Origin of the sequence: Spongiactinospora rosea, from assembly GCF_003315795.1 — a bacterium.
In the GTDB taxonomy this organism is placed as follows: domain Bacteria; phylum Actinomycetota; class Actinomycetes; order Streptosporangiales; family Streptosporangiaceae; genus Spongiactinospora; species Spongiactinospora rosea.
Window position 1 is genome coordinate 38,993 of the sequence record NZ_QMEY01000011.1, and the last position, 21,548, is coordinate 60,540.

The following is a 21,548-nucleotide window of genomic DNA, read 5'->3' on the forward strand; positions in this document are numbered from 1 at the left end:
CGGTGACGTAAAGCATGTCCGACGCTTGGACACGACGTCTCATGCACCGGGCGCACCCCGTACCATTTGAAGACTCACCTGTTTTCTCGCAGGTTCCTCTTCGATGGGAGATGCGTCATGCCTCCGCTGAGGTCGCGAACGGTCACACACGGCAGAAACATGGCCGGTGCCCGGGCCCTGCTCCGGGCGACCGGCGTAGCGGGCAGCGACTTCGGCAAGCCCATCGTCGCGGTGGCCAACAGCTTCACCCAGTTCGTCCCCGGGCACGTCCACCTGCGCGAGGTCGGCGACGTCGTGGCCGGCGCGATCAGGGAGGCGGGCGCGATCCCGCGCGAGTTCAACACCATCGCGGTCGACGACGGCATCGCCATGGGCCACGGCGGCATGCTCTACTCGCTGCCCAGCCGGGAGCTGATCGCCGACGCGGTCGAGTACATGGTCAACGCGCACTGCGCCGACGCGCTGATCTGCGTGTCCAACTGCGACAAGATCACCCCTGGGATGCTGCTGGCCGCGTTCCGGCTCAACATCCCGACGGTGTTCGTGTCCGGAGGGCCGATGGAGGCCGGCAAGACCCCCGGCCGCAAGCTCGACCTCATCGACCCGATGATCGCCGCCGCCGACGACTCGGTCTCCGACGAGGAGCTGCAGGAGCTGGAGGAGAACGCCTGCCCGACCTGCGGGTCGTGCAGCGGCATGTTCACCGCCAACTCGATGAACTGCCTGGCCGAGGCGATCGGCCTGGCCCTGCCCGGCAACGGCACCACGCTGGCCACGCACGCCGCGCGGCGCGGGCTGTTCGAGCGGGCCGGCCACGCCGTGGTGGACCTCGCGCGCCGCTACTACGAGCAGGACGACGAGACCGTGCTGCCGCGCGCCATCGCCACGCGTGACGCGTTCGAGAACGCGATGGCGCTCGACGTCGCGATGGGCGGCTCCACCAACACGATCCTGCACCTGCTCGCGGCGGCCAGGGAGGCGGAGGTCGACTTCGGCCTCAAGGAGATCAACGAGCTGTCGCTGCGGGTGCCCTGCCTGTGCAAGGTCGCCCCGGCCACCGCGAAGTACCACGTCGAAGACGTCCACCGGGCCGGTGGCATCCCGGCCATCCTGGGCGAGCTGGACCGCGCCGGGCTGCTGCACCGCGACGTGCCGACCATCTCGTCCGCCACGCTCGGCGACTACATCGACGCGTGGGACCCGATGTCGCCGTCGGTGCTGCCCGAGGCCATGGAGCTGTGGCACGCGGCCCCCGGCAACGTCCGCACGGTCAAGCCCTACTCCCAGGAGGCCCGCTGGGACTCACTGGACCTGGACCGCGCCCAGGGCTGCGTGCGCGACCTCGAACACGCCTACACCCGCGACGGCGGCCTGGCCGTGCTGCACGGCAACCTGGCCCTGGACGGCGCGGTGGTGAAGACGGCGGGCGTCGATGAGTCGATCTGGAAGTTCTCGGGTCCGGCGGTGGTCTTCGAGTCGCAGGAGGATGCCGTCGACGGCATCCTCAACAACCGGGTCAAGGCCGGCGACGTCGTGGTGATCCGCTACGAGGGCCCCAAGGGCGGCCCCGGCATGCAGGAGATGCTGTACCCGACGTCGTTCCTGAAGGGCAAGGGCCTGGGCAAGGTCTGCGCGCTGGTCACCGACGGCCGCTTCTCCGGCGGCACCTCCGGCCTGTCCATCGGGCACGCCTCCCCGGAGGCGGCCGAGGGCGGCATCATCGCGCTGGTCGAGGACGGCGACACGATCGACATCGACATCCCCTCCCGCATTCTGGAGCTCAAGGTCCCCGAGGGCGTGCTGGCGGCCCGCCGCGAGCGGCTGCTCGCCGAGCGGCAGGGCTACCGCCCGCGCGACCGGCGGCGTCCGGTCAGCGTGGCGCTTCAGGCGTACGCGGCGCTCACCACATCAGCCTCCACGGGAGCATCGCGCGACCTCACCCAACTCTCCAGGTGAACGGGCCCCTACCGACGCTGTGTTCGAGAAATGTCGGTAGGGGACGGTAAAATTCGGGTATGACAAACGTCATGGAGGCACCTTCTCGCAGTCTGCACGCCGCCGAGATCGCTGCGCTCGCCCTCTCGCTCGCGCACCTGGGCGCCGGGCCGCAGTCGACGACCGCACGGCGCGGCCTGCGCCATGCGTTCGACCACCTCGGCGTCGACGATGACGTCGTCGCCGCCACCCTCGCCACCCTGACGACCCCCCTGCCCGCCGACACCGCGGCCAGGGCCAAGCTGATCGCCGACGCCATCACGGGCAGGCACGTGATCCGGCTCCACTACCGCGACGCGGGCGACCGCATCTCGGTCAGAGAGGTCGACCCGGTCACGTGCCTCGTCCACCGCGACCACTGGTATCTGGTGGGCATGTGCCGGCTCAGGCGAGGCATCCGCGCCTTCCGCTTCGACCGCATCATCGCCGTCGAGCCCACCACCCTCCCGGCCCGCCCCCACCTCGCCGAGCGCTTCCTCCCCTTCCAACGCCGCCCCCACAAGGCCGCCTGACAGGGCAGGGGTACCGAACGTACCGCTCATGGGCCGCCGGCCACGGAGGCCCATGAGCGGGTCAGAGAACGACCATCCCGAGGGCGAGGAGCAGCAGCGGCACCGGTCATAGGCCATACGCGGCAGGGGCCGGGCACGGGTCAGCAGTTGCACCGGCACCCGAGCCTGCGAACACACGCCAGACGCGGGTGGCATGTCGCCCAGGGCGAGTCAGGGCCAGCCCTCGCCCCAGGCCTCGGGGCCGCGGCACCGGTCCGGAACAGCGCCAGCGCCCGGAGCACGGGCAACACAGGCCAGTAGTGCCGAGCGCGAGTGACATATCGTCCGGGGCGGGACCGGTCAGGAACAGCAGCCCACCTCGGAGCCGCGGCAGCGGTCATGGGCCCGGATGCCGCAAGAGCCCGGGATGGCGTCCCACCCAGTGGTGTAAAAGCCCAGTGATCACGGTCATACCTCGTGGACCGGAAAGAACGGCCGTGGTCCGCCGGATCATGACCGCCCGGCCGCACCACCACGGACGCCGCAACGGCGAGACGCACGACGGCGGTGCCCGGCGCCCGCCAACGGCGGTCCGCCGGAACGCGGAGCCAGGCGGCATTTCCACCACTCGTGGGGACGCCATCGAGCCCGGCACGGTCAGAAAGCGCCAGCGCCCTGAGCCTGCGAACACAAGTCGGCAGTGCCGAACGCCAGCGACATGTCACCCGGGGGCGGGGCGGCTCAGGAGCAGCAGCCTCCACCTCGCAGCCGCGACAGCGGTCATAGGCCCGGATGCCGCAAGAGCCCGGCACGCTCAGAAAGCGCCAGCGCCCTGAGCCTGCGAACACAGGTCGGCAGTGACATGTCGCCCCGGGGCGGGGCCGGTCAGGAACAGCAGCCCACCTCGGAGCCGCGGCAGCGGTCATGGGCCCGGATGTCACAGGGGCCGGGCGTAGTCGGGTATAGCGCCAGTGCCCAGAGCCTGTACAACACAGGCAGCAGTGCCCGGGCGCAGGTGGAGGAGCAGCAGCATTCGCCGCTGGGCCTGGGGCCGTGACAGCGGTCATGAACCTTGTACGCCGCAGGCCGGGGGCGGGGGGTCAGGAGCAGCAGCCTCCGCCGCAGCAGCCGCCGCCGGCGCGGGGGGTTGGGGCGGGGGTGGAGGAGCCGCCGGTGACGGCGACGGTGGAGAGGAGTTTGACGGTGTCGTCGTGGCCGTGGGGGCAGCGGGCCGGGTCGCCTGCCTGCGCCATCGGCCGGGACATCTCGAACGTGCTCCCGCAGGCACGGCACCGATATTCATAACGCGGCATGCCTGCGATGTTATCGCACCACCGCCGCCCGACCGCGAGCACCGGCCCCAAGGGTGGGGCCGGTGTGCGCGTCCGGAGCCGTCAGGCCGCGTTCTCCGAGAGGTAGGGCGCCCATTGCGGGTCACCGATCAGCTTGGCGCCGATCAGCCGCCAATGGGCGCCGCGTGGCACCACCGGGGCGACCCGAAGGTTCCACCCCAGTTCCTCCAGCATCTTGTCGGCCTTGCGATGGTTGCACGCCATGCAGGACGCCACGCAGTTCTCCCATGTGTGCGTGCCGCCCCGCGAGCGCGGAATGACGTGGTCGATGGTCTCGGCCCGCAGCCCGCAGTACGCGCAGCGGTAGTCGTCGCGGCGCATCAGCGCCGCCCGGGTGAGCGGAATCCGCGACCGGTAGGGGATACGGACATATCTCTTGAGCCTGATGACCGACGGCACGTCCACCGTGCGGCTGGCGGAACGCAGTACGGCCCCCCGCCCATCACGGTGCACGACGTCCGCCTTCTCGCGCAGCACCAGGACCACCGCGCGGTGCAGTGAGAGGGTGGTCAGCGGCTCGAAGGTGGCATTGAGTAGTAAGACCTGGCGCATCAGCGGGCCCTTCTCGCTGTGCGCGGCATGTCAAGGGCCGTACCGCAGCACGACCCGCGTTGTGGCCCACTCTCTTGGGGCCCGGTTACTTCCGTCACATGGACCTCCGCCGGACGGCCCAGCGGATGGTCACCACGGCACCGTCCTCCACCCAGTCTGGCGTTTCACTCCGCTCCCCCGCCACCCCATAACAGCAGGCGCGAATGTCAGGAGAGTCACCTGATCCGTTTTATCCCCGCGCGGACCCTTCTTTACTCCGTCCACAATGCGGCGGACGGATGGGTTCGCCACCATCAGCGATCATCAGCGGCTTGTGTCCCCGGGGGAATGTAGTGTTCGGTCCATGACGCCACTGCCGTACCCACCCGCACGCCGCGACGACCAGGCCGAGGAGCTGCACGGCATCAGGGTCCCCGATCCCTACAGGTGGCTGGAGGACCCCGATGACCCGGCCACCAAGGAATGGCTGGACGCGCAGCAGACGCTGTTCACCGCGACCCTTGACAAACGCCTCGCATTCCGCGCCCGGATCGCCGAGCTGCTGCGTTCAGGGTCGGTCGGCGTGCCGGTGTGGCGGGGGAAGCGCAGTTTCTTCATGCGCCGTACACCTGATCAGGAGCACTCCGTCCTGTACACCGTCGATCCCGACGGCACCGAACGCGTCCTGATCGACCCCATGGCGCTCGACCCCTCCGGCCTCACCACGCTCGACTCCTGGCAGCCTGACAAGGAGGGCCGGCTGCTCGCCTACCAGATCTCGGTCGGCGGCGACGAGGAGTCCAACGTCCACGTGCTGGACATCGGGTCCGGTGACCGGGTCGACGGCCCGATCGACCGCTGCCGCTACTCGCCGATCGCCTGGCTGCCCGGCGGCGAGGCGTTCTACTACGTGCGCAGGCTCCCCGCATCGGCGGTCCCCGCGGGCGAGGACCAGTACCACCGCCGCGTCTTCCTGCACCAGGTCGGCACGCCGAGCGACGAGGACGTCGAGATCTTCGGCCACGGCATGGAGAAGACCAACTACTACGGCGTCGGCGTCTCCCGCGACGGCCGGTGGCTGACGATCTCGGCGTCCAGGGGCACCGCGCCCCGCAACGACCTGTGGGTGGCCGACCTTTCTGCCTCCCGCCCCGAGAGCCCCGCGCTGGTCACCGTGCAGGAGGGCGTGGACGCGCAGACGTCGCTGCACTTCGGCCGGGACGGCCGGCTGTACGTCTTCACCGACCGCGACGCCCCGCGCGGCCGGGTGTGCGTGACCGATCCGCAGCGGCCGGGCCACGAGCACTGGCGCGACCTCATCCCCGAGGACCCTGAGGCGGTGCTGTCCGACTACGCCGTCCTGGACGAGCTGGGCTCCCCCGTCATGCTGGTCGGCTGGACCAGGCACGCGATCAGCGAGATCACCGTCCACGACCTCGCCACCGGCGCGAAGACCGGCGACGTGCCGACCCCCGGGCTCGGCACGATCGGGGCGATCATCGAGCGCCCGGAGGGCGGCCACGAGGCGTGGTTCAGCTACACCGACAACACCACGCCGCCCACCATCCAGCGCTACGACGCGCGCACCGGCCGGACGACGCTGTGGGCGTCCTCGCCGGGGGCGGTGGAGGTGCCCCCGGTCACGACCGAGCAGGTCGTCTACACCTCGGCCGACGGCACCGAGGTGCACATGCTGGTGATCTCCCGCCCGGACGCCGGCACCGGCCCGCGCCCCACGGTCCTGTACGGCTACGGCGGCTTCGGCATCTCCATGACGCCGGGCTACTCGGCGAGCATCCTGACCTGGGTGGAGGCGGGTGGCGTCTACGCCATCGCGCAGCTTCGCGGCGGCGGCGAGCAGGGCGAGGAGTGGCACCGGGCGGGCATGCTGGCCGGCAAGCCGCGCGTGTACGAAGACCTGCACGCCGCGGCCGAGCACCTGATCGCCACCGGCGTCACCACCTCGGCCATGCTCGGCATCTCCGGCGGTTCCAACGGCGGCCTGCTGGTGGGCGCGGCGCTCACCCAGCGGCCCGACCTCTACGCGGCGGTGGTCTGCTCGGCCCCGCTGCTGGACATGATCCGCTATGAGCGGTTCGGGCTGGGCGCGACCTGGAACGTCGAGTACGGCTCGGCCGACGTCGCGGAGGAGTTCGCCTGGCTGTGGTCGTACTCCCCCTACCATCACGTACGCGAGGGCGTCTCCTACCCGGCGACGCTGTTCTCGGTGTTCGCGTCCGACACGCGGGTGCATCCGATGCACGCGTGGAAGATGTGCGCCGCGCTGCAGCACGCCCAGGCCGACCCCGGGCGGCCGATCCTGCTGCGCAACGAGACCGAGGTCGGGCACGGGGCCAGGGCGGTCAGCAAGTCGGTCGATCTCGCGGCCGACCAGCTCAGCTTCCTGGCCGAGCACACCGGGCTGCGCGGGGGTTAGCGCATGCCCGCGCCGGACGGGCTGACCGCGCTGGAGGGCACGCCGGGTCCGGCGCTACGCCGCCACGTCACGCAGTTCACCGCTTACCGGGAGGACCACCCGGTGCCGCTGCATCGGCGGCAGCCGCCGTTCGGCGGGGTGGTGCTGATCATCGGCTTCACCGAGCGCCTGGGCCTGCGCGACCCGCGCAGGCCCGGCTCGCCTCACCGGCTCGCGTCGTTCACCGGCGGCCTGGCCGACACCTACACCGACATGGTGACGCAGGGCAGCGCCGAGGGCGTGCAGGTCAACCTGACCCCGATGGGCGCCAGGCGGATCTTCGGCGTGCCGATGAGCGAGCTGGCCAACCGGATCGTCCCGCTCGGTGACGTGCTCGGCCGGTGGGGTGAGGAGCTGGTCGAACGGCTGGCGGACGCCCCCGACCGGCCCGTACGCCTGGCGCTGCTCGACCGGCTGCTCACCCGCCGCCTGGCCGCGGCCCCCGAGCCGGGCCCGCAGATCCCCTGGGCGTGGGACCGGCTGCTGGCCACGCACGGCTCGATGGGCGTCGGCGAGCTGGCCGACCGGCTGGGCTGGAGCCACCGCCATCTGCTGGCGCGGTTTCGTGACCAGGTCGGCCTGCCGCCCAAGGCCGCCGCCCGCGTACTGCGCTTCGATCACGCGCTGCGCCGCCTCACCTCCCCCGCCGGGCCCGCGGCCTCGCTGGCCGAGGTCGCGGCCGAGGCCGGATACTTCGATCAGGCGCACATGAACCGCGACTTTCGTGCCATGGCCGGATCGGCCCCGGCCCGGCTGCTCGCGACCCACCGGGCGGACGGCTTCGCCGTCCCGGAGGCGGACGGGTAAGGCGCGGTCAGATGTGCGCCACGATCTGGCGTACCGGGTGCCCGAGCGCTTCGGCGAACGTGGTCAGCTCGTCGTCGGTGAAGGACTCCCGCTCGGAGTTCCAGATGGCGATCTCGAAGCGGGCGAACCCGCACGGCCAGTGGTAGTTCAGTGTGTCGAGCGTCGAGGCGGTGCCGCAGCAGGGCAGGTCGGCCGCCAGGGTGTCGAAACCGCGCGTGGCGTGGGCCTCCACCAGGCCGGTCCACCATCCGGGGTCGAGCATGCCCGAGCAGTGCGGGCAGGTGATCCACTCCAGGTACGCCCCGCAGTCCACGACATTGGGCCGCTCGTGCCAGTTGACCTGGATGTCCGGGGGAAGCCCGGCACGCCTGCCGGGCGCGAGGGCGGTGGCGAGCGCCGTGGCGCGTTCGGCGGCGGCCTGCGCGGGCTGCCAGTAGGGGTCGGTCGGGATGACCGACAGGACGTCATCGCTCATGGGGGTCACCTGATCCGGGTCGCGTCCGCGCCTTGGCCCGACGATGGTATCGAAGCCGGGGGTCGCGCAAAGTTCGTTACAGGCAATAGGATCAGTGATAAGCATTAACAGCCGAAGGGAGGGGCGCCGATGACCGAGCCCCGGACATCGCCCCGTGAACGCTACCGCTCGCAGGTCCGCGCGGAGATCAAGGAACGCGCCTGGGAGCAGATCGCCACCGCGGGGGCGTCCGCGCTCTCCCTCAACGCGATCGCCAAGCAGATGGGGATGAGCGGCCCGGCCCTCTACCGCTACTTCGCCGGCCGCGACGACCTGATCACCGAGCTGATCAGGGACGCCTACCGCAGCCTGGCCGACACCGTCCGGGCCACCGCCACCGCCACCGCCACCGACAGCCCCGACCTCACCGCCGTCGGCCACGCGATCCGCCGGTGGGCGCTCGACGACCCGCACCGCTACCTGCTCATCTACGGCACGCCCATCCCCGGCTACCACGCGCCCGACGACATCACCGACATCGCCAACGAGATCATGACGGTGCTGCTCGCCGCCTGCGGCCCCCTCACCGAGGCGGAGGGCGGGAGGGCCGAGCCGCCCCCGGCGATGCGGCTGGCGCTGAGCTTCTGGACGCGCGTGCACGGCGTGCTCTCCCTGGAACTGGCCGGGCACTTCTCCGGGATGAAGTTCGATCCGGCCCGCCTGTTCGAGGCGGAGCTGGGCAGCCTGGCACGCCCCTGAGCCACGCGCGTTCCGGCAGGTCAGATTTTTCCAAGCCGGGCCACCCTCGTGCGAGCCATCGTGGGAAAGGACACAGGCGAGCATAGAAAGGGGAGGACCACGATGCGCACGATCTACGCGCTGGCGCGCAGCGAAGACCCGGAGGCGACCGTCGACTGGCTGGTGAACGTGATCGGCTTTTCGGCCCACTCGGTGGCGAAGGGAGAGGACGGCCGGGTCTCACACGCCGAGCTGGTGCTCGGCGATGAGATGATCATGATCGGCCAGGGCAGGCCGGGCGGCCCGGGGATCTACATCGCGATCGACGATCCCGACGCGCACCACGACCGGGTGGCGGCGGCCGGTACGAAGATCACCCAGAAGCCCGCCGACCAGCCGTACGGCTCGCGGGAGTACGCCTGCAAGGACCCCGGCGGCAACGACTGGTACTTCGGCACCTACCGCCCCTGAGCAGGGCGGCAGGGTCAGCGGGGGAAGATGACGGTCTTGTGGCCGTCCAGCAGGATGCGCTGCTCGGCGTGCCAGCGGACGGCCTTCGCCAGCGCCTGGCACTCCAGGTCGCGGCCGATGGCGGCCAGGTCGTCCGGCGAGTGGGTGTGGTTCACCCGGGCGACCTCCTGCTCGATGATCGGCCCCTCGTCCAGGTCGGGCGTCACGTAGTGGGCGGTCGCGCCGATCAGCTTCACCCCTCGGGAGTACGCCTGGTGGTACGGCTTGGCCCCCTTGAACGACGGCAGGAAGGAGTGGTGGATGTTGATCACCTGCCCGGCCAGCTTCCCGCAGAGGTCTTCCGACAGCACCTGCATGTACCGGGCCAGCACCACCATGTCCGCCTGGTAGTGCTCGACCAGCGTCAGGATCTCCGCCTCCTGCCGCGGCTTGGTATCCGGCGTGACCGGCAGGTGGTGGTAGTCGATCCCGTAGGACTGGGTGAGCGGCCGCAGGTCGGGGTGGTTGGAGGCCACCGCGACGATCTCGATGTCCAGCAGCCCGGACCGCACCCGGTAGAGCAGGTCGTTCAGGCAGTGCCCGAGCTTGCTGACCAGCACCAGCGCCCTGGGCCTGACCCCGAGGTCGCGAAGCCTGATCTCCATCCCGAACTCCGGCGCGAGCGCCGCGAAGGCCGTGCGCAGCTCGTCGTCGGGCAGGTCGGACAGGAACTGCACGCGCATGAAGAAGCGGTCGGCGACGCGGTCGCCGTACTGCTGGCTCTCGGTGATGTTGCAGCCGCGCCCCGCCAGCAGCCCGGACACCGCCGCCACCACCCCGGGGCGGTCCGGGCACGACAGGGTCAGCACGTACTCCGCGGTCATCGTCCGCTCCTCCCGGTTCCGGGCAGAGTTTACGGTGCTCAGCGGGCGCATGCGGCCCGTCCCCCGGCCGATCGGAGAAATTCGGCCATTTACGGGTAGAACCGCGGCTAGAAACCGCCTGCGCCGCCAAAGGGGGCCACTGAAAGGCCATGACGATCGCGCTCGTGACGCTCGCGTGCGTCTTCGCGGTCGTCTCCGGTGTCAACGACGGCGGCGCGCTGCTCGGTACCGGGCTCAAGCTGCCCAGCGTGCGCCCGGTGACCGGGATTCTCCTGCTGATGGCGGCCGTGGCCGTCGTACCGCTGGTCACGAACCGGGTCGCGGTGACCTTCACCACCCGGCTCGCGCCCATGCGCGACGAGGACGGGCAGGCCGCCATGGCCCTGGCGGTGCTGGCCGCCCTCGTGGTGGTGGCCGTGCTGAGCGCGCGCGGGCTGCCGACCAGCCTGACGCTGGCGGTGGTGGGCGGGGTGACCGGGGCGGGGCTGGGCTGGGGGCTGCCGGTGTCGGCGGGCGGGGTGGCGTTCGTACTGGTGGTGGGGCTGGCCGCGCCGTTCGTCGGCGCGCTGGTCGCGGTGGTGGTCAACCGCCTGCTGGTACGGCTGGTGGGCGGCGCGAGCCTGCCCCGCTGGCACCGCGCGGGCTTCGCCCTCCAGTGCCTGGCCTACGCGGCCAACGACGGGCAGAAGATGCTCGCGGTGTTCATGGTCGCGCTCGGCGCGTCCGGCGGTTCGCCCGGGGTGTGCGCGCTGATCGCGGCGCTGTTCGGCCTCGGCACGGTCTACGGGCTGCCGCGCGCCGGTCGTACGCTGAGCAGAGAGATCCTCGCCTCGCGCCCGGTGCACGGCGTCTCCGCCGAACTGGCCAGCGGCCCGACGGTGATCGCCTGTGCGGCGGCGGGAGCGCCGGTCAGCATGACCCAGGCCATCGCCGGCGGTCTCATCGGCGCGGGGGTGGCGGAGAGCACGCGCCGGGTGCGCTGGCACCCGGCCGCGAAGATCGTGCTGGCGTGGGTGGTGACCCTTCCGGCGAGCGGGCTGCTCGCCGCGGCGGGCACGCTCATCGTCAAGGGCGTGATCGCGTGAGAGGCCCGCGGGAGGTGGGATGGTGCGGCGGCTGCGCCGGATGCTGGACCTGATGCGCGGGCGGATGGACAGCGCCCTCAGTGACGCGCTGATCGGCCAGCTTGAGGCGACCAAGGAGGGCGCCTGGCTGGCCATGGCCATGATCGGCGGCGAGATGGGCCGCACCGACGCGCACGAGCGGATGCGCGAGATCGAGCACCGCGGCGACACCTACCGGGCCGCCCTGGTCGAGGAGCTGGCGGACGCGCTGGTCACGCCCATCGACCGGGAGGACCTGTTCCGCCTGTCCCGCTTCATCGACGACGTGCTGGACTCGCTCCGCGACTTCGTCCGCGAGTCCTACCTGTACCGGATCAAGGGTCAGCGCCGGTTCGCGCCCATGCTGGACCAGGTGGTCATGGGGATCGAGGCGCTGGAGGAGTCGGTGCGGGCGCTGGCGGCACGCCCTTCGGCGGTCGGTACCGACGCCCTGGAGGCCAAGAAGATCGGCGGCAACATCCGCCGCATGTACCAGTACGAGATCGCCCGGATCTTCTCCGAGGAACTGACCTCCGAGGCGATGAAGGAACGCGAGCTGGTCCGCCGCCTGGAGATCGTCGGGATGGCCATCGGCGACGCGGCCGACGCCATCGCCGACGGCGCCATGAAGCGGTGACCCGGGAGAGACCGGTATACCCACCGGGGAGGAAACTCCTCCGCCTCGGATGGGAGAACCTCTACCGCGCCCGCCCAGGGGGACAATCGACTACCGCCAGGTGGGTGAACCTCATATCGGGAGGCACCCCTCTCTACCGTTCGGCCAGGGCCTCGCGTACGTCGGGGTCTTCTGGGTCGAGGTCGAGCGCCCGGTGCAGGTCCGCCGTGGCCTCCTCCTCCCTGCCCAGCGCGCGCAGCGCGGTGGCGCGGTTGAAGTACAGCTCGGCGCTCTCCTCCAGCTCCAGCGCGCGGGTCAGATCCTCCACCGCCCCGTCCACGTCACCCGTCTCGAAGCGGGTGATGGCACGGTTGGCCCACGCGGGGACGAGCCGGGGATCGGCCGCGAGCGCGGCGGCGAACGCGGCCAGGGCCTCCGCGGGCCTGCCCGCCGCGCATTCGAGCTGGCCGAGCACGCACCGCAGGTGCGCGTTGCGCGGGTCGATGGCGAGTCCGGCGGCCACGTCCGCCCGCGCCTCGGCGTCCCGGCCCGTGACGGCCAGCATCCCGGCCCGGTTGATGTAGGCGTCGAGGTAGCCGGGATCGAGTTCGAGGACGTGGGCAAGGTCGGCGAGGGCCGCGTGCCCCTCGCCCTGGGCCAGGTGGACCTGCGCGCGGTTGTAGTACGCCTCGGGCAGCGGCGGGCTGAGCCGCAGGGCGGTCTCGTAGTCGGCGAGTGCGCCGTCCAGCGTGCCCTGCGAGAAGCGCAGGTTGCCGCGGTCGAGGTAGTGGTCGGGGAAGGCCGGGTCCAGGGCGATGGCGGCGCTGTAGTCGTCCAGCGCCTCCTTGCCGCGGCCGAGGGCGGCCAGCAACTGGGCGCGGTTGGCCAGCAGGACCATCCGGTGGGTGCGGTGGCGGCCCGGCGGCAGGTCGCGTTCGGCCAGCTCGATCGCGGACTCGACGAGGTCGAGCGCCTGCGGCAGCCGCCCGCGGCGCAGCTCGATCAGGGCCCGGCCGTTGCGGTCGAAGCCCAGCTTGAACGCCCGCTGCTCCCGGTCGGGCAGTAGGGTGGAGATCGCGATGGCCTCGTTGATCCAGCCGGTCGCCCGGCCGAGGTCGCGGGCGGCGGGGTCGGGGTGGCGCGCGTCCAGCATGGCGGTGCCGTACGCCGCCGCCGCGTGCACGCCGGGCTCGGCGCTGCCGCGCCTGGCGAGATCCCACAGCCGCCGCGCCTCCGGATGCCGCCGCAGCGCGCCCAGGGCCGTCGCGGTGCGCTGGATGAACCGCCACCACAGGTCACCGCCCTCCTCCGCCAGGACGAGGCCGCGAATTCCCAGCTCGGCGACGGCGTCCAGGAAACCCTCGCGCACGCAGTGGTCCACCGCCGCCCACAGGGCCCGCGCGCCCGCGCCGCGCGGGTCGGTCCCGTGCTCCAGGTGGTAGGGCACGGCGCCGAGCAGTGGGGCGGGCTCGGCCCCGGCGAGCAGTTCCCCCGCCCGGCGGTCGTGCAATGCGGCCCGGGCCTGCGGGGTGAGCGCCTGGTAGGCGGCGGCCTGCCGGGCATCGTCGGCGGTGCAGTCGGAGGCGACGTAGGCGGCGGCGCGGTCGGGGACGTCCGGCGGATCGGCGGGGGCGGCGTGCGCGTGCAGGGCGAGGTCCGGGAAGCCCGCGGGGGGAGATTCGGCCGAGCACACCACGAGGGTCAGGCGCGCGGGCGCGATCCGGCGGGCGAGGACGGCCAGCAGTTCACGATCGGTGGCGTCGGCGTGGTGGGCGTTCTCGACGACGAGCACGCTTCCTTCGGGCACCCGCTCCCTGACGAACTCGGCGATCCCGTTGGCGATCCGCAGCGTGCGGCGCGGTGCGGGCACCAGGATGCGCTCGTCGTCGGAAAGCCGGGCGCCTGGGGGCTCCCAGCGGGGGACCACCATCGCGCGCAGGCCGGGCGCGACCGCCCGGATCTCGATGTCGTGTGCGGCGACCAGGGCCGGAGCCTCCCGGAGCGCGGCCGGGACGAGCAGGGCGAGCAGGGCGCCGCCGAACGTGTAGGGGCCGTTGCGCCGGCGGTGGGCATCGAGCACCCCCAGAGGGAGCGCGCCCCAGGAGGCGAGCAGTGACGCCCGGTCGCTGGAGTGCTCCCCCTGGAGCCAGACATGGCCGGAGTGATCGATCACCCCTTGTGGATCACGCTGGAGTTGCCGCTCAGCTTGGCCGGCTTCGGCTTGCGCACAACGATTCTCTTCATGCTGCCCCTCGTGTCGCACACGCTTGCCCGTCCAATTATTCGACCCGCCGGGCATTCCACAAGGGTTGGCACCTATCTATCTCCGCCGATTAATCAACTATCACCACCAGAAGCGGATAAAAGTGGCATATCACCGCATGCCATGACTCGCGGTAACCCGCCGTGAAGCGCCGGAAGACCCACCCTGACCAGGCATGATGCGCCCGTTCTGGGCGGCGGGCGGCGGCGTCCAGATGCGGCCTCGTTCCGGATGTCCGGCTTCGCCGACGATGATCGACCGGATCCACCGGCGATCGGCTCAACAGATCGGCTCAACCTGATCCCCCGGTTTCGGGCCGCTGTGCGGCGTCGCCGAATGCTGCGCGTGCGCGTCGTTGGAAAACGCGTTCACCAGAGCGAGGAACGGCGCGAGCATGGGGTGGCCCGGTGACTTGGCCTCGACCATCTTGGCGAGCTCGTGGGCGCGCTTCATCACGATGTCGGTGCGATAGTTGTCCTCCAGGTCGCGCAGGATGTCGAAGCCGGTCCGCATCGCCTCGTCGAGGTCGCCTTCGAGCACCTTGCACTTGGCCCGGTCGAAGCGGATCAGCAGCGGGTCCAGCCACTCCGTGGGGCCGTACTTGGTGAGCGCCTGTTCCAGCACCAGGTCGGCCTCCATCGCCTGCCCCAGCTTGACCAGCGCGTCGCCCTGGTGGAAGTAGAGCTGGCGCTCGGTGTAGCCGAAGGCCGAGTCGTCCTGCTCGTTGGGGGTCATCTGGGAGAAGGCGGCCCTGGCCCGTTGCAGCGCCCGCTTGGCCTGGTCGATGACGTCCTTCTTGCCGCCGCCGGACAGCGCGGCGAGCGCCCTGGCCTCCACGACCGGGGCCATGGCCTGGGCCGCGCACGGGGTCTGCCCGGCGAGGTCGCGGCTCTTCTTGGCCAGGCTCAGCGCCTCGCGCGGGTCGCCGTAGTAGAGCGGGACCAGCGCCTCCCTGGCGCAGACCCAGGCGCGCAGCGCGCGGTCACCGGTCTCGTCGGCGGCCGTGCGCCCGGTCCGGAAGAACGAGCGGGCCAGCCGCTGGTCGCCGAGGTTGATCATGATCATGCCGCCCAGGCCGGCGAGCTGCGCGGCCATCCGGCACAGCCGCTCCTGCAGATCGATCGGCTGGCGCTTGTCCATCGCCTTGCGTACGGCACTGAACTCCAGCATGACGTCGCACAGCAGCCGCAGCGGCGGGGTGTTCATGTACTGGCGGCCGAATCCGGCGGTGGCCTCCTCCCACTGGTCGAGCATCGCCGGGGAGACCGTGGCCGACACCAGGGTCTCGTCCAGCCGCCTGCGGATGTTCTCCACCGCGCCGAGCACCGGGGCGTCGAGCTGCATGCCGTTCTTGCCGCGCAGTAACAGCAGCAGCGTACGGCGGAGGATGTTCTCGTCCTCGTCGCCGCCCTGCCCGGACAGGTCGCTGACCGGTGGCGGCACCCACGCGCGCGCGCCGACCGGCTCCTGCTTGCCCTCGTGCGCGTCGGCCCGGCCGGGCGGCGGGCCCTTGTGCGCGTTGCCGCAGATGCAGGGCCCGTCGTAGCCGAGCGCCGCGGGCTCGACCCGGTAGACCGAGCACAGATAGTGCAGGTACTCCGGCCCTGGGCGTTTCAGCCCGCTCTCGTAGGCCGACAGCAGTGTCTCGCCGATGCCGGGCGCCGGCTTGCCGTCCCGCTCGAAGAGCGCGCGTACCTGTTCGATGACGTCGGCGAGCGCGATGCCGTGCGCGAGCCGGTGGCTCTTGACCCGGGTCGTGCCGAAGTGCGAGGAACAGGACTCGTAGATCTCTTCCGCGATCTGGGCCGCGATCCGGCCGGTGGCAAGGCCCCTGGCCCGGATCCGCCGGGCCATCTCGGTCTCCCGGTGTTGCCTGCCGGACATTCCGGCCCCTCTCCCGATGGCCAGCTAGGCGGGCTGGACCGTTGCCGTGACCGTCCTCACTCGCTGACGCGGCGTAGCCCACAGGTTGCACACCGCGCCTATGAGAATGATGGACTACTAATGACTGCTTGAAAACGCCCTCCGAAAGGGTAACGGCTAAGGATCGTCCCTCTCCGAGCGGTTTTCTTCAACCCACTTGTGAGATCCGCTCTACAGAGAGGGACGGAAGCCTCGTTGACCGCGTCGGCGTACTGAGTCATGTTGGGCCAACCGGAACTTCAAACGGCCACGATGGGCGCCTAGGGAAGACACGCCACATCGTTGCCCCCGCAAGTGACACAGGAGGAGGGACGCGAGGTGGGGGAGGACGACTCCGGGCGTCTGGAGCGGTTGGTAGCGGAACTGGACGCCCGTGGACTGCTCGCGCGAGTGGTGCGGACTCCTAGGGGCCGGGCGTTCGTACGGGTGATCAACCCGGACGCGACCAGCCTCGCGGAGAACGTGACCTGCAGGCAGGTGCCCGTTCCCGAGCATCGCGACTGGTACTACTGGTGGTCCTGGGGCGAGAAGATGCACCGGGCCGACGATCCGGCGGGGGCGGCGACGAAGGTCGCCAGGGTGCTCGCCGCGGTGGGCGACTGACCGCGGCGACGGGGCGGTGGAGCGGAGCCACCGCCGTCCGTCGCCGCGTCTGCCGCGGCTCCTGGAGCCGGCGGGCTGACCGGTGCGGGCGCCCGCGACCGTAAGGCCGCGGGGGCAGGGCACCCGCCGGCTCCGCACACCAAAGGATAATTCACCCGAAATTCCGTGAATTATCCTCAATAGCCATCATGTCCAAGAATTAGGACAAAAGCACCCTCCAGCATGTTCTGGAGGGTTCCGGGGAGTTATTCCCGGAAAACGGTACGGGACGCGCTTCCGGGTGCGCGTCCCCGCCGAGCCGTTCGTCACCGGAGCCGACCGGTCCGCCGTACGCGGCCGGACCGGACGGCCCCGTCTTCCCCGGCGTGATGTGACGGCGGCCGGTTCGGTCGGCACTATGGAGGAGCCTTCCCCCAATGCCGGCCGAACCGATCCGGAGGATCCCGTACGTGTCTCTGCTCGCCATGGTCAAACCGGTCGACCCGGCCATGCCCTCGATACCAGATGTCGCCGGCACCGTTGAGCGGGTCTGCGAGGGCGATACAGGCGGCGTGCTGTGCCCGGTGTTCGAGAGCTTCCTCCCGGGAAACCTGGCCCCGCTGGCCGCATGGCTCGTCATCATCGTCCTGACCCTGGTCGCCGCCCTGCTGCTGCGCAACCTGGTCCGGCGGCTGATCATGCGGGCCACCCGCCGGGCCGCCCTCGGTGTCATCCCCGAACGCCTGCGCCAGCGCGCCGGGGCCGCGGCCGACGACGCCTCGCTCCTGCTCAACGAGCGCAGGAAGCAGCGCGCCGACACGCTGGGCTCGGTGCTCAGCCACATCGCCAACATCGTGATCATCGGCACCGCGGTGCTGATGGTCCTCTCCCAGTTCGGTGTGCAGCTCGCCCCGCTGCTGACCAGCGTCGGCATCCTCGGCGTCGCGGTCGGCTTCGGCGCCCAGGAGCTGGTGAAGGACTTCATCGCGGGCATGTTCATGCTCCTTGAGGACCAGTACGGCGTGGGCGACGTGATCGACGCGGGCCCCGCCGTGGGCACGGTCGAGGCCGTCACCCTGCGGGTCACCCGGCTGCGCGACGTGGACGGCCGGGTCTGGTACATCCGCAACGGCACGATCACCCGGATCGGCAACGAGTCGCAGGGCTGGTCGCGGGCCTTCTTCGACGTACCGGTGGCCTACGACGCCGACATCCCGGCCGTACGCGAGATCCTCACCCACGTGGCCGCCGAGCTGTGGGACGACCCCGACTACCGCGACCGGGTGATCGTCGAGGAGCCGCAGGTCTTCGGCATCGAGCAGATCTCCGAGACCGCCGTGGTCTTCCGGATCAGCGCCAAGACCATCCCCGCCGGTCAGGCCGCCATCGCCCGTGAGCTGCGGATGCGGGTCAAGGCCGCGCTCGACCGCGAGTCCATCCCGCTCTCGACCGTCTCGGCCTGAGCGGGCCGGCGCCGGCCGGACCAGCCCGCCCGGTGACCTAGGCTGGGTGGCATGTCAGGCAACGTCGAGGAGTCGGTGAGCTTCTACGAGGCGGTGGGTGGCGAGGAGACCTTCCACCGCCTGGTGCACCGCTTCTACGAGGGCGTGGCGGAAGATCCGCTGCTGCGCCCGCTGTACCCCGAGGAAGACCTCACCGGCGCCGAAGAGCGGCTGCGGATGTTCCTGATCCAGTACTGGGGCGGGCCCAACACCTACAGCCAGCGCAGGGGCCACCCCCGGCTGCGGATGCGGCATGTGCCGTTCGTCATCGGCGTCGCCGAGCGCGACGCCTGGCTGCGGCACATGAACGACGCGGTGCAGTCGCTGGAGCTGCCGGAAGACCTCGCCACCCGGCTCTGGGACTATCTGGTCTATGCGGCGCACAGTCTGGTGAACGCCCCCGAAGGGGGCGTCTCCCCCCGTCCAGGGGCATAGCGCCCAGCCGAAGCGGGCAGTTCGCAATCATGGCCTTCCCCTGGTGGCGTGACGCCGTCGTCTACGAGATCTACGTCCGCAGCTTCGCCGACGCCTCGGGAGACGGCGTCGGCGATCTCGCGGGAGTCCGGTCCCGGCTCGGTCACCTCGCCGGGCTCGGCGTGGACGCGATCTGGCTGACCCCCTTCTACCGCTCCCCGATGGCCGACGGCGGATACGACGTCGCCGACTACCGGGACGTGGATCCGCTCTTCGGCGACCTGGCCGACTTCGACGCGCTGGTCGCCGATGCGCACGAGCACGGGCTTCGGGTGATCGTCGACATCGTGCCCAACCACAGTTCGGCCGAGCACCCGTGGTTCCGGCAGGCGCTGGCCGCGCCGCCCGGCAGCCCGGAGCGCGACCGCTACCTGTTCGTCAGCGGCTCTGGCTCAGATTCCGGCAATGTGCCGCCGAACAACTGGCAGTCGGTCTTCGGCGGGCCCGCGTGGACCCGGCTGCCCGGCGGGGAGTGGTACCTGCACCTGTTCGCGCCCGAGCAGCCCGACCTCAACTGGCGTGACCCGGGCGTTCCCGCCGAGTTCCTGGACGTGCTGCGGTTCTGGCTGGACCGGGGCGTGGACGGCTTCCGCATCGACGTCGCCAACGGCCTGTTCAAGGCGGCCGAGCTGCCCGACGTACCTCCGGACGAGCAGGGGTTCAAGGCCGAGTCCCCGATCTGGAGCCGCCCCGAGGTGCACGAGGTCTACCGGGAGTGGCGCAAGGTGCTCGACTCCTACCCCGGCGACCGGGTCGCCGTGGGCGAGGTCTGGACCGACTCCGTGACGGACCTGGCCCGTTACGTACGTCCGGACGAGCTTCACCAGACCTTCAACTTCCCCTGGCTGCTCGCGCCCTGGTCGGCCGCCGGGCTGCGCAAGGTCATCGACGACACGCTGCGCACCGTCCCGGCCCCGACGTGGGTGCTGTCCAACCACGACGTCGTACGCCACCGCACCCGGTACGGCGAGACCGACCCGGCGGCGGGCCTCCCCCGGGCGCGCGCGGCCATGCTGACCACGCTGGCGTTGCCCGGCTCGGCGTACCTCTACCAGGGTGACGAACTCGGCCTACCGGAGATCCTGGACCTTCCCGACGAAGCCCGCCAGGACCCGGTCTTCACCCGGACGCGGGGCGAGATCAAGGGACGCGACGGGTGCCGGGTGCCGCTGCCGTGGTCCGGTACGGCCGAGCCGTACGGCTTCGCGCCGGAGGGCGTACGGCCCTGGCTGCCCCAGCCCGCCGAGTGGGCGGAGCTGAGCGTGCAGCGGCAGGAGGGCGACCCGGGCTCGACCCTGGAGTTCCACCGCACGGCGATCGCCCTGCGCCGCGAGCTGCGCGGCTCACTGCCCGCCGAGATCACCTGGCTGGACGCCCCGGAGGACGTACTGATGTTCGCCCGCGGCCCCCTGATCTGCGCTCTCAACTGCGGCACCACGACGGTCCCGCTGCCCCCGCACGACCAGGTCCTGATCACGAGCGGCCCCCTGCCCGGCGCGGCCCTGCCTCCCGACACAACGGCATGGCTCACCGGCCCCGGCCGCTAGGGTCCGGCTTGCGAGCGGCCCCCTGACCGACAGGGCGTCGGCGCCTGGCACGACGGTGTGGCGGTCGTGTCCGGCGCCGCGCCGGCCCTGGCGGCTCTCGCGGCCCGCCGTTCGGCCATGACCGGGACCAGGGGCACGGCGGCGAGGGCGCACAACGCACCGACGGCGAACCCGGCCCAGTAGCCCGACGCGCCGATCACGATTCCGATCACGGGGACACCGCCGAAGGACACGACGTTCTGCACGGTGTTGTGCGCGCCGAGGACCCGCCCGGCCCAGTGCGGACCGGCCAGTTCCCCGGCCCCCAGGTAGGCGAGGCCGTTGCCGCTGACCGTGACCACGGCGGCCAGCGCCAGCGCGGCCACGCCCGCCCACGGGTCGACCCGCTCGGCCACCGCGAGCACGCCCATCACGACGGTGGTGGCCACGACGATCGTCCGCAGCGGCCCCATCCGCCGCCCGGTACGGTCCGACCAGTACCCGGCCGCCAGCCGCGCAGCCGCCCCCGCCAACGCCGCCGCCCCGAACAGCCGCCCGGCGTCCACGTCGTCCCAGGCATGCGCGTCGACCAGCGCGCTCACCCCGTACGTGCTCACCACGAACTGCGGTACGACGATCAGCGCACTGGTCGCGTGCACCCGCCACAGCTCCGGCTTCCGGTACGGCGAGGCGGCGGGTGGGGTCCGGGCGCGCGTACCGGCGGCGGGCAGGTCAAGGGGCGGATCGGACACGAACAGCGCCGCGAGGATCGCGGCCACCACTGTGGCCACCGCACAGGAGAGCAGCGCCCCGCCGAGCCCGTAGGCGTGCGCGATCGGCGGCAGGACGAACGCGGCGAGCCCCATCCCCAGCATGAACGAGACCTGCCGCAGCCCCATCGCGATCCCCCGCTGCCCGGCCGGGAACCACCGCAGCACGATCCGGCCCCCACCGACGATGGCCGCCGCCCCGGCCGCGCCCATCAGCGCGAGCACGAGCCCGAGTACGACGGGCTGCTCCACGATCGCCGCCACCCCCAGCAGCACCGCGCACACCGCCACCCCACTGCCGAGCACCAGCCGCTCACCGCGGCGGTCGGCGAGCATCCCCCACAGGATGAGGCTCACCATCGCCCCAAGGCTGGGCGCACTGGTCAGCACACCCGCGACCGCCAGGGAGACACCGAGCTCGTCACGGATGACCGGGAGCAACACGGGTAACCCGAACATCCCGACCGTGGTCAGCGTATGCGCGTTGACGCCAAGCGCCAGGATCCACCACCGCCGTCGCCCATTACTCACATGAGCAATGGTCACCCGCCCGCCCCCAACGCCGACCAGCAGGGCCTGCCTTAAACCATCACCTTAACGACAATGCGGAC

20 protein-coding genes are annotated in these 21,548 nt (G+C 71.3%); 13 read left to right on the forward strand and 7 right to left on the reverse strand.

Annotated elements, in window-relative coordinates:
• Window positions 1–117 precede the first annotated feature (117 nt).
• Together ilvD and DP939_RS24010 are read left to right on the forward strand one after the other, a co-directional pair.
• The gene (gene ilvD, locus DP939_RS24005) at window positions 118–1,956 is read left to right on the forward strand and encodes a dihydroxy-acid dehydratase (protein ID WP_113983020.1); all 1,839 of its coding nucleotides are present in this window, start codon (window positions 118–120) and stop codon (window positions 1,954–1,956) included.
• Between the two features lie 59 nt (window positions 1,957–2,015).
• Window positions 2,016–2,507, forward strand: coding sequence for a helix-turn-helix transcriptional regulator (locus DP939_RS24010; protein WP_225878464.1), 492 nt, complete (start codon window positions 2,016–2,018; stop codon window positions 2,505–2,507).
• A gap of 1,079 nt (window positions 2,508–3,586) precedes the next feature.
• On the opposite strand, the gene DP939_RS24020 is transcribed toward DP939_RS24010, so the two are convergent.
• Both DP939_RS24020 and DP939_RS24025 read right to left on the reverse strand, forming a co-directional pair.
• On the reverse strand, window positions 3,587–3,799 hold the full coding sequence (locus DP939_RS24020) for an FmdB family zinc ribbon protein (protein ID WP_113983023.1): 213 nt from the start codon (window positions 3,797–3,799) through the stop codon (window positions 3,587–3,589).
• An 81-nt stretch (window positions 3,800–3,880) separates the two neighbouring features.
• A complete protein-coding gene (locus DP939_RS24025; protein ID WP_113983024.1) occupies window positions 3,881–4,390 on the reverse strand; it encodes an HNH endonuclease in 510 nt (169 codons plus the stop codon).
• Window positions 4,391–4,733: 343 nt separating this feature from the next.
• Between DP939_RS24025 and DP939_RS24030 the strand changes: the two genes are divergently transcribed.
• The gene (locus DP939_RS24030; RefSeq protein ID WP_113983025.1) at window positions 4,734–6,806 is read left to right on the forward strand and encodes a prolyl oligopeptidase family serine peptidase; all 2,073 of its coding nucleotides are present in this window, start codon (window positions 4,734–4,736) and stop codon (window positions 6,804–6,806) included.
• A gap of 3 nt (window positions 6,807–6,809) precedes the next feature.
• On the forward strand, window positions 6,810–7,652 hold the full coding sequence (locus DP939_RS24035) for an AraC family transcriptional regulator (protein WP_113983026.1): 843 nt from the start codon (window positions 6,810–6,812) through the stop codon (window positions 7,650–7,652).
• A gap of 7 nt (window positions 7,653–7,659) precedes the next feature.
• Here the strand turns inward: DP939_RS24035 and DP939_RS24040 are convergent, their stop codons facing one another.
• Entirely contained in the window at window positions 7,660–8,127 is a 468-nt protein-coding gene (locus tag DP939_RS24040) for a hypothetical protein (RefSeq protein ID WP_113983027.1), read from the reverse strand.
• 129 nt (window positions 8,128–8,256) lie between these two features.
• Here DP939_RS24040 and DP939_RS24045 point away from each other — a divergent pair, with 129 nt between their 5' ends.
• Both DP939_RS24045 and DP939_RS24050 read left to right on the forward strand, forming a co-directional pair.
• Entirely contained in the window at window positions 8,257–8,865 is a 609-nt protein-coding gene (locus DP939_RS24045) for a TetR/AcrR family transcriptional regulator (RefSeq protein ID WP_113983028.1), read from the forward strand.
• 102 nt (window positions 8,866–8,967) lie between these two features.
• Window positions 8,968–9,315 (forward strand): VOC family protein, encoded by a 348-nt coding sequence (locus DP939_RS24050; RefSeq protein WP_113983029.1) that lies wholly within the window; start codon window positions 8,968–8,970, stop codon window positions 9,313–9,315.
• A gap of 14 nt (window positions 9,316–9,329) precedes the next feature.
• Here DP939_RS24050 and purU read toward each other — a convergent pair whose 3' ends face one another.
• A complete protein-coding gene (purU, locus tag DP939_RS24055) occupies window positions 9,330–10,178 on the reverse strand; it encodes a formyltetrahydrofolate deformylase (protein ID WP_113983030.1) in 849 nt (282 codons plus the stop codon).
• Between the two features lie 149 nt (window positions 10,179–10,327).
• Here purU and DP939_RS24060 point away from each other — a divergent pair, with 149 nt between their 5' ends.
• Both DP939_RS24060 and DP939_RS24065 read left to right on the forward strand, forming a co-directional pair.
• Window positions 10,328–11,263 (forward strand): inorganic phosphate transporter, encoded by a 936-nt coding sequence (locus tag DP939_RS24060; protein ID WP_113983031.1) that lies wholly within the window; start codon window positions 10,328–10,330, stop codon window positions 11,261–11,263.
• A gap of 19 nt (window positions 11,264–11,282) precedes the next feature.
• Complete coding sequence (locus tag DP939_RS24065) at window positions 11,283–11,918, forward strand: DUF47 domain-containing protein (protein ID WP_225878465.1); 636 nt, start codon at window positions 11,283–11,285, stop codon at window positions 11,916–11,918.
• Between the two features lie 133 nt (window positions 11,919–12,051).
• On the opposite strand, the gene DP939_RS48810 is transcribed toward DP939_RS24065, so the two are convergent.
• Window positions 12,052–14,070 (reverse strand): tetratricopeptide repeat protein, encoded by a 2,019-nt coding sequence (locus DP939_RS48810; protein ID WP_263972345.1) that lies wholly within the window; start codon window positions 14,068–14,070, stop codon window positions 12,052–12,054.
• Between DP939_RS48810 and DP939_RS48010 the strand changes: the two genes are divergently transcribed.
• A complete protein-coding gene (locus DP939_RS48010; RefSeq protein WP_225878466.1) occupies window positions 14,050–14,307 on the forward strand; it encodes a hypothetical protein in 258 nt (85 codons plus the stop codon). The two genes, DP939_RS48810 and DP939_RS48010, sit on opposite strands and share 21 nt — an antisense overlap.
• A gap of 132 nt (window positions 14,308–14,439) precedes the next feature.
• On the opposite strand, the gene DP939_RS24075 is transcribed toward DP939_RS48010, so the two are convergent.
• On the reverse strand, window positions 14,440–16,044 hold the full coding sequence (locus tag DP939_RS24075) for a helix-turn-helix transcriptional regulator (RefSeq protein WP_199565379.1): 1,605 nt from the start codon (window positions 16,042–16,044) through the stop codon (window positions 14,440–14,442).
• A 333-nt stretch (window positions 16,045–16,377) separates the two neighbouring features.
• On the opposite strand from DP939_RS24075, the gene DP939_RS24080 reads away from it, so the two are divergent.
• The 4 genes from DP939_RS24080 to DP939_RS24095 all read left to right on the forward strand — a co-directional run bounded on the left by DP939_RS24080 (window position 16,378) and on the right by DP939_RS24095 (window position 20,188).
• Window positions 16,378–16,686: a hypothetical protein gene (locus DP939_RS24080; protein WP_318656310.1), complete on the forward strand. Its 309-nt coding sequence runs from the start codon at window positions 16,378–16,380 to the stop codon at window positions 16,684–16,686.
• Window positions 16,687–17,135: 449 nt separating this feature from the next.
• Window positions 17,136–18,128: a mechanosensitive ion channel family protein gene (locus DP939_RS24085; RefSeq protein ID WP_225878467.1), complete on the forward strand. Its 993-nt coding sequence runs from the start codon at window positions 17,136–17,138 to the stop codon at window positions 18,126–18,128.
• A gap of 51 nt (window positions 18,129–18,179) precedes the next feature.
• Entirely contained in the window at window positions 18,180–18,602 is a 423-nt protein-coding gene (locus tag DP939_RS24090) for a globin (RefSeq protein WP_199565380.1), read from the forward strand.
• Between the two features lie 29 nt (window positions 18,603–18,631).
• Window positions 18,632–20,188, forward strand: a complete 1,557-nt coding sequence (locus tag DP939_RS24095) for a glycoside hydrolase family 13 protein (protein WP_113983033.1) — start codon at window positions 18,632–18,634, stop codon at window positions 20,186–20,188.
• On the opposite strand, the gene DP939_RS24100 is transcribed toward DP939_RS24095, so the two are convergent.
• Window positions 20,185–21,468: an MFS transporter gene (locus tag DP939_RS24100; protein ID WP_147268111.1), complete on the reverse strand. Its 1,284-nt coding sequence runs from the start codon at window positions 21,466–21,468 to the stop codon at window positions 20,185–20,187. The two genes, DP939_RS24095 and DP939_RS24100, sit on opposite strands and share 4 nt — an antisense overlap.
• Between the last annotated feature and the right edge of the window lie 80 nt (window positions 21,469–21,548).